The organism is Streptomyces sp. NPDC037288 (assembly GCF_055603265.1).
Genome location: NZ_JBVJVY010000112.1, coordinates 1 through 7,393, shown reverse-complemented (window position 1 = coordinate 7,393; position 7,393 = coordinate 1). Strand labels below are relative to the sequence as shown.

General features: G+C 70.2%; 7 protein-coding genes and 2 pseudogenes. All 9 read right to left on the bottom strand.

Annotation, left to right across the window (positions count from 1 at the left end; all coding sequences use genetic code 11):
* A partial coding sequence (locus ACZ7GZ_RS41525; protein WP_471032837.1) for a TnsA-like heteromeric transposase endonuclease subunit occupies positions 1-678 on the bottom strand: 678 nt, incomplete at its 3' end.
* 156 nt (positions 679-834) lie between these two features.
* Positions 835-4,218 carry a LysM peptidoglycan-binding domain-containing protein gene (locus tag ACZ7GZ_RS41520; protein ID WP_471032835.1) on the bottom strand — a complete coding sequence of 1,128 codons (3,384 nt, stop codon included), beginning with the start codon at positions 4,216-4,218 and terminating at the stop codon, positions 835-837.
* 6 nt (positions 4,219-4,224) lie between these two features.
* Positions 4,225-4,614, bottom strand: a complete 390-nt coding sequence (locus ACZ7GZ_RS41515; protein ID WP_471032833.1) for a pilus assembly protein TadG-related protein — start codon at positions 4,612-4,614, stop codon at positions 4,225-4,227.
* Between the two features lie 68 nt (positions 4,615-4,682).
* On the bottom strand, positions 4,683-5,129 hold the full coding sequence (locus tag ACZ7GZ_RS41510) for a TadE/TadG family type IV pilus assembly protein (RefSeq protein WP_471032831.1): 447 nt from the start codon (positions 5,127-5,129) through the stop codon (positions 4,683-4,685).
* A complete protein-coding gene (locus tag ACZ7GZ_RS41505) occupies positions 5,126-5,545 on the bottom strand; it encodes a TadE/TadG family type IV pilus assembly protein (protein WP_471032830.1) in 420 nt (139 codons plus the stop codon). Before ACZ7GZ_RS41505 ends, ACZ7GZ_RS41510 begins: the two co-directional genes overlap by 4 nt.
* Positions 5,546-5,580: 35 nt before the next feature.
* Positions 5,581-5,769: a hypothetical protein gene (locus ACZ7GZ_RS41500; protein WP_471032828.1), complete on the bottom strand. Its 189-nt coding sequence runs from the start codon at positions 5,767-5,769 to the stop codon at positions 5,581-5,583.
* A gap of 18 nt (positions 5,770-5,787) precedes the next feature.
* Positions 5,788-6,681: a type II secretion system F family protein gene (locus ACZ7GZ_RS41495; RefSeq protein WP_471032826.1), complete on the bottom strand. Its 894-nt coding sequence runs from the start codon at positions 6,679-6,681 to the stop codon at positions 5,788-5,790.
* Positions 6,678-7,292: pseudogene (locus ACZ7GZ_RS41490) on the bottom strand (type II secretion system F family protein); the annotation flags it as partial. The gene ACZ7GZ_RS41495 and the pseudogene ACZ7GZ_RS41490, both read right to left, overlap by 4 nt.
* 24 nt (positions 7,293-7,316) lie before the next feature.
* Positions 7,317-7,393 (bottom strand): annotated as a pseudogene (locus ACZ7GZ_RS41485) (transposase); the annotation flags it as partial.

The window sequence follows — 7,393 nt, the reverse complement described above, 5'->3', positions numbered from 1 at the left end:
TACCCCACCGAGCCCGGCAAAAGCGCCCCCGCACTCCCCAACACCACCAACACGACCGACGATTGATCGCCTACACCACATCAAGGGACACGACCGCCATGCCCGCTCCACCTCGGACTCGGGCACCACGCCGGGGCGCCGGTAGGCCGCAAGGAACCGAACGTTCTCCAGCAGCACCCGGTCCCCTCCAGACCAGATCTCGTAATCCCAGCCGTGCCGCTGCAACAGCTCGCTCGGCCAGGCCAAGGCCTCCACGACCTTGGGATCCTGTAGGCGGTCCGCCGGCTTGACATTGACCACCCGCACCGTCCCCGACCGCATCACCAGCAGAAAGTCAGGCACGTGATGCCGCACCCGGTCACCGACCCGAGCCGCAAGCCGGCACGGCTGGGCAAAGATCCCTTCCACCTCCGGATCAAAGTCCGCCAACAGCAGCCGCGCCAGCTCCAGGAGACTCTCGTAGACCACGTGTCCGCCCGTCGTCGCGGACGCGTACTTGCCCGAGTAGTGAGGCATCCCGTGCACCGACCGGACCTCGCGCCACGGCTTCGACTCCCTGAAGTCCGCCAACAGCAGCTGCCGGACGGGCACTTCACGTACCGACGTGTCCTCGTACCGGATTGACGCCGTAGGGACCGTGCGCGTAGGGCGGGCTTCGCCCGCGCTCCGTACTGCCATGCTGAGAACCGTAGGGAGGACGGGCACCTCACACGCACAGGAGATCGAAAGAGACCCAGCGGGGACCACTACTGAACGTAGCCGTTGTCAACGGGACCCCGGATTTGCCAATCCGCTGTCAATCGGGCGCTTTCATTGTCAGCGAAGTCGCGGATCCTACAGCCGCAGTCCCGGCCCCGGGCCGTGAAGCAGCTCCTTGATGAGCTGCTCGGTCTCCATCTCGAGTGAGCAGTCCAGGCTCCGGTTGACCTGCTGGATGCGCGTGATGGCGGTGTGCAATCCGGAGCGGTTGCCTGCGGCGTGTTCGATGCGCATCCAGTCCCGGTACAGCAGCTCAGCGCTGTCGTCGACCTCGAGCCCGGTGGCCACGGCCTGCCGGGCGAGGTTGAGATCGTGGTGCGGACCGGACGGGGTGCGATAGGTCGCCACGGTATGCGCGACGTCGATGATCCGGATGATCATCTCCTGCTGGTAGGGCTCGGCCCACGGCAGCGGCCGGCTCCCGAACGGGCGGCCCCGCACGAGATCGAGGGCCTTCTCCAGGTCCGGTAGCCCGGAGGGTCCCTGGGGCAGGGCACGTTCGGCGAGCTGGAGGAAGCGTGTCCAGTCGCAGCGGACGGCGGGGGAGATGCGGTAGGGGTCGTCACCGCTGCGGCGGCGCGGCACGTAGGCGTTGCCGGCCGGGTCGTTGCCCAGGGCGCGGCGCAGGCCCTGCAGCCGGGCGTTCAGGGTGGCTGCCGACCACGGGTTGAGCGGGTCCATGTCGGCGCACAGCACGTCGGCGGTGCGGCCGGGTCGGAAGAACATCAGCGCCGCGAGCTGGGCGATGCGCGGGCCGTGACCGGTGCTGGCCACGCGGTCCACCTCGACCGGTCCCAGCCCCCGGATCTCCGGCGCATGCAGGTCGTGCGCCTCGCACTGGCTGTCGTCCGGGGTAGTGCCGTGCTCTGGCTCGTCCGGGGCGAGTTCCATCTCGGACGCCAACGTATCTGCGGGGGAGTCCCCATCGCCTTCGGCCCGGCCCGGTGCGGAGGGCAGGAGGCGCAGTGCGGCCGGATCGGCGGATGCGGCCAGCAGCGCAGGGAACACCTCGCCCTCGCCCACACTCATCCCCACCAGGGCCGTCGGCGATGTGCCGTCCTCCGCGCCGGTGGAGCGGAGTGCAGCAGGTTCCTCCATCGTGGCCGGCGCAGGCTGCGCCGCGATGGCAAGCTCGTCCGGAACCTCCTGCCACGGACCCTGGGCCGGCTCGGCGGGCTGCCCGGAGACGGCGAGCGCCGTGGCGATCTGCTGGAAGGCGGCGTGCTCCAGGCGCTGCACCGTGATCTGCGTACCGATGGAGTCGAGGGGCTGCGGCGTGCTGAGGGACGCGTTGAGAATTTCCGCTTCGGGGAAGTGCGCGGCGGCGGAGCCGGCCGGAGCGATCAACGTGACCGGAACGTCGCCCGCCTTGTCGATGACGTCGGCGAACTGCCAGGCAGCGTCGGCGTCCAGGGTGGCCGCGCACAGCAGCAGATAGGGCTGGTGGCTGGTTTCGGGCATCTGGTGGGCCTCCAACAGCCGCTCGGTCAGATCCCGCAGCGCATGGGCAGGCTCCCGCATGTGCGCGATCCGGCAGGTCGGCAGCAGCTGCGGCAGATCCTCACCGAACCCGATGGTGACCACCTCAACCTCGCCCGCCCACGGACTCATCCCCAGTTCCAGGGCCAGCGACATGCATACCTCGGTGATGTGCACCGGATCGCCGTCCAGCAACACGGCAGACACCTGCGCAAGGTTGACCAGTACCAGGTCACCGGAGGCGGTGCTGCCCACCGTGGCCAGGCCCGGGTACGGCGCCGGCACCCCGCGGGCGTCCTCCTCGTCCAGGAGCTCGGCATCGGCGGGCAGCAGCCACCACCCGGCTTGCCCTCCGGCGAACGGCGCCTGCGGCTCGAGAGCCAGATCCTCCGGCAGGACATGGAGCGTGCGGGCCCCGATCCGCGCGGCCCGCAACCCGGGCACGGGGGTGCCGTTCTGCGCCGCAAGGTGCGCCAGGGTACGCAGCGCCAGGTCCAGCCGGGCCGCGCCGCCTGGCTCGGCGGCGGCCGCCAGCTGCGCCTCCGCGGGCGAGGTCTCCGGCGCGATGGCGATCTTCTCGCCGGGATTGCGGCGGCGGCGCTGCAGCACACGGCGTACGGTGAGCGCCCCGGTGATCGAGGCCGCCAGCAGCGCTCCGGCGCCCAGGACGGTACGCAGCTGCAGCGGGCTGTTCGCCGACGCCGTAGGAGCCAGGGAGCGGGTAGCAGCGGGGGAGGAAGAGCCGCGTGCCGAGGGAGCGGCGGACGCCGGTGCGGAGGCGCTGGCAGGGGGCTTGGACGCCTCGGGTGATACCACGTGCTCCTGGCCGGGCCGCGCGCTGGGTGCCGACGACGTGGGCGCGTTCGACTGAGCCGGGCTGGGTGCCGGCTTTGTCTCCTCGCTGTGCCGCTCGTCCTGCTGATCGTGGCCAGTCGTCGCGGCCGGGGGCGTGTGCGGACGGCTGCCGGAATGCTCATCCTCTCCATGGTCCGCGCGTCCGGGGTCCTGGGACTGATCGTGCCGGTCGGACGGAGCGCCGGGCACGGTGATCTGCTGCCCGGGATAGATCACGTTCGGGTTGGTGATTTCGGGAAGGCCGTCCGGTTGGGGTTTGCCCCGGCTGGCCTCGAACAGCTGCGGCCAGGCGTTGCCGTCACCGAGTTCCTTCTGGGCGATCTTCGACAGGTAGTCGCCGTCCCGCGCGGTGACCACGTGTTCACTCTTCTCGATATCGGCTGGCGCACGGTCACTCATCTGAGTATGTACGTCCCCCGACGCAGTGGCCGCGGAGGCGGTGTCTGCTGCGTGCTCGTCGGCGGCGGGTGCGGAGGGCCGGGCGTCGAGGGGCAGCTTGATGACCGCCGATTTCGGCAAGTACTGGTCACCTGCGGTCAGTTCGGGGATGTCGGGATTGAGGGCGGCGATGTCTTTCCATCGCTGACCGTTGCCGACGTACTTCTCGGCGAGGTCCCACGGGGTCTCCGTGGCTGACGTGACGGTGTGGGTAGGGAAGCTGGCCCCGGTGGGTGTGCCGCTTGGTGTGGCTGTGTGGCTCGCGGTGGGACCGTTCACCGTTTGGGTGATGGCGATGGCGGGTGTGGTGGTCGCGGCTGATGCGGCGGTCGGGGCCAGCAGGACGATGCCGCCGATCAGGAAGCCGGCCAGGGACTGCATGCTGCCCAGGCCTCGGATGCGGGGCGCGGAGCGGCGGCGGGCGACGGCGATGACTTCGAGGGCGACGCTGAAGGTGAACGCGGCCCAGGCGGCCCAGCCGATGAGGGTGAGTGCGACCAGCCACAGGGTGCCGTCGTCCTGCTCAAGCAGCAGGTCGAAGCCGCCGGACAGCTCGGTGGCCTGGTGGCCGAGGGTGAGCAGGACGAGGGGGACGCCGCCGACCAGGGCGATCAGGAGGATCAGGCCGATCAGGGCACGCAGCAGTGCGCCGACGGCGCGCAGCGGCTTCGGGGAGCGGGGTGCCATAGCGGCTCAGCCTCCAGCGGCTTGGGTTTGCAGGTGGGCGGTCGCGGTGCCGTCCACGTGGATCGTGCCCACACCGAGCAGGGATGCGAAGTGCGTGGCGTAGGTGTCGTCGACGGTCACCGTCAGGGTCTGCCCTGCGTCGGTGATCTGTACGTCACCTTGCACGTGCGCAGCGGCGAGGTAGTCCAGGGCGGCCCCGCGCGCGGCGTCGGGGTCGATGGTGATGGCGGTGCCCTGGATCGCTTGGGCGGCATCGACCTGCTCGCCGGCGGCACGGGCGGCTTCCTGGGCGAGGGAGGTGGCCCGATTGGAGGCGTTCAGGGCGCCGCCGCCGTCAACGAGCAGCCCCATGACCATGAGGATGGCCAGTGCGGACAGCGCCAGGAACAAGGACATGGATCCGCGATCGCCTCGGGCCGTCACTTCGCCACGGCAGCCGGCCAGCAGCTTCCGTACGGCGTGGATCATTGCCGCCCCCGGTAGGTGTCGATCGGGCTGGTGAACGATGCCGTGAGGGTCTTGGATCCGGGCAGGCCGGGCAGCCCGATGTCCGACAGGCGCGCGATGCAGGAGATCGTGGCGGTCACGGTGGCGGCTTGGCCGACGTCGAGGGAGTAGCCAGAGGTGTCGATGGAGACGTCGGTGGTCTGACAGGTGACGCCGTCGCCGCTGAGGCTGTCTTCCGCGGCTGCCCGGGCCTGGGCCTGGGCGCTGGCGGCGTCACGCTCGAGAGAGGCGGCTCGAGCCGCGGCGTGGGCGGCCGCGTCGACGGCCCCGTCGGCGTCGATGACCCGACCGAAAGCGATCATCAGCCCGAGGAGGGCAATGATGGCTGGGGCGATCACCACGACTTCCAGCGAGGCGCTGCCCCGGTCGCGGCCCCCTCGGCGGCGCGTGCGGAGGCGGATCACGGGTTCGTCCAGCGTTCGATCGGGCCGTGCGCGTCCTGGTTGACGGTGAGTTCCAGTCCCGGAACGAGGGTCGCGACGTGTCCGGTGACCGTGATGTGGAGCTCCTCGGCGGTGCTGCCTGCTGAGGAGACGGACGCGCCGCGCACACTGTTGCCGAACTTGGCGAGGAAGTCCTGCGCCTGGGCGACGCCGTCGCCTGGGCCGGAGCCGAACTGGCGGCCGGTGTCGACGCCTCGCCGCGCGGCGGACTGCGCGACTTTGCGGGCGTGGTAGTACAGGCCGACCTGGATGATGGTGAAGACCAGCATCAGCACCACGACAGCCAGGACGGCGACCTCCACGCTGCCGTTCCCGCGATCTGAGCGCATCCGGGCGGCCAGTGCCCGCCAGCGGCCGCTGCGCCTGTGCGTCTTCACCGTCTTCGCCCCTCCCCTAGTCGCGGATCCGTCGCTCACCCTCCGTTGATGATGCCGATCTTCTCCAGCACCTTGGTTCTGATGGCGGCGACCACGAGTCCGGCCACCACGATCAGGACGGCCGCCATGACGGCGAGTTCGGTGGTGGACTGCCCCGTGTCGTCGGCGTTCTTCAGCTGCTCCCAGCGGGCCCACAGCAGGGTCGTGAGGTAGGTGAGGTCCATCGTGTTCTTCCTTTTGGGTCAGCTGCCGAGAATGGTGATCGTCAGGGGAATCATCACGAAGGTGATCATGAGGATGACCCCGAAGGTGACCGGCAGGATCATGGCGGCGGAGGCCTCGTTTGCCTTGGCCTTCTGATCGGACAGCAGCGCGATGCGCAACTGCCGGGCCTGAGCCTGCAAGGTGGTGTAGACGGCGGCGCCGTCCCCGGCCAGGGCGAGGGTGTCGGCGGGCCGGGTGAGTTCGGGGATGTCGAGCTCCTCGCCGAGCTGCTTCAAGGCGTCCCACGGAGTGACGCCGGCAAGGTCGGCCTGGTGGAAGACCTGCCGCATCCGCTCGAAGATGAAGTTCCCGCCGACCCGGGCGGTGTCGGTCAGGGCTTGGGCGGCACCGGAGTTGGCGACCCGGGCCAGCGCCACGCGCTCGAGGTAGGAGGCGGCCGCGTGCCGGACGATCAGGCGGGCCTCGGCGGCCTCCTTGGCGACCTCGCGGCCCGGCCACAGCCAGAACAGCGCGGCCAGGCCGAGGGAGAGGCCTGCCGGGACGACGTAGGGAAACGGTGCGCCGGCGAGGGCGAGCATGGCCTGCAACACCTGCGGAATGATCAGGCCGTAGAGGGCGAATAGGGCCCGCTTGCCGAGGTGTTCGGCTGGGCTGATGCGCAGCAGGTTCAGGTCGCGCATCGGCAGGGCGATGCGGTCACCGAAGTCGGTCAGGAGCCGGTTGCCGACTCGTTCGGGCAGCGAACCGGTGGGGGCGAGGGCGTCGGTGGGCAGGCTGCTGGGCACCTTGCTGGCGTCCAGCCGGTCCAGGACGCTGGTCAGATCGGGCTTGGCGGGCCAGGCGGCGCGCACGCCCAGGCCGAGCAGGACGCCAGCGGCGGCCGCGGGCGCGATGACGTCGACGGGAATCACCGTGCGTCTCCCTTCTGGGCGGCAGATGCCCAGGCGTGCGGAGGCGTCTCGCCGGCGCCGAAGGCGTAGCCGAGGACGATGTCGCGCGTTTCGTGCTTGTCGATCTCGATCAGACGCGGGTCGGGGGTGGTGCGCGCGATGCGGCGCAGCAGCATCAGCGTCCAGGCGAAGCCCACGCCCAGGAGGGCGAGGACCACCTGCCCCGCCGGCGTCTGGTACCAGCCCGACCAGCCCTGGTTCAGCATGCAGCCGAGCACGACGATGAGGACGACGATGGACACCATGCGTGCGCTTTTGCGGACCTTGGCCCGGTCGGCCTCGACGTCGCGGGCGTCAGCGGCCTGCTGGTGGATGGTGACGGCCAGGGCTTCGAGCGCGTCGGCGAGGCCCGGGCCCTTGTAGACGGCGTGGGACTGGAAGAGCAGCACGACGTGGTCGAAGACGCCGTCGGCCATCTCGGCGGCGAACAGGTCGAAGGCATCATGGGCCTCCATGCCGGCACCCAGCCGCTCGGACAGGGCACGAACGTTCGCCGCGATCGGCGCGGGGGCGTTCTTCGCCGAGGCACGGATCGTGGCAGGAAGGCCGATGCCTGCGGTATGCACACCGGCGAGGTGGTTACTGGCTTCAGCTCGTCAGGGTGAGGGTGGGTCGTCGAAGGTCAGGCCGGTGCCCGCTATGAAGCCGTCGAGAGTGTGGGGCCGGTACTGCA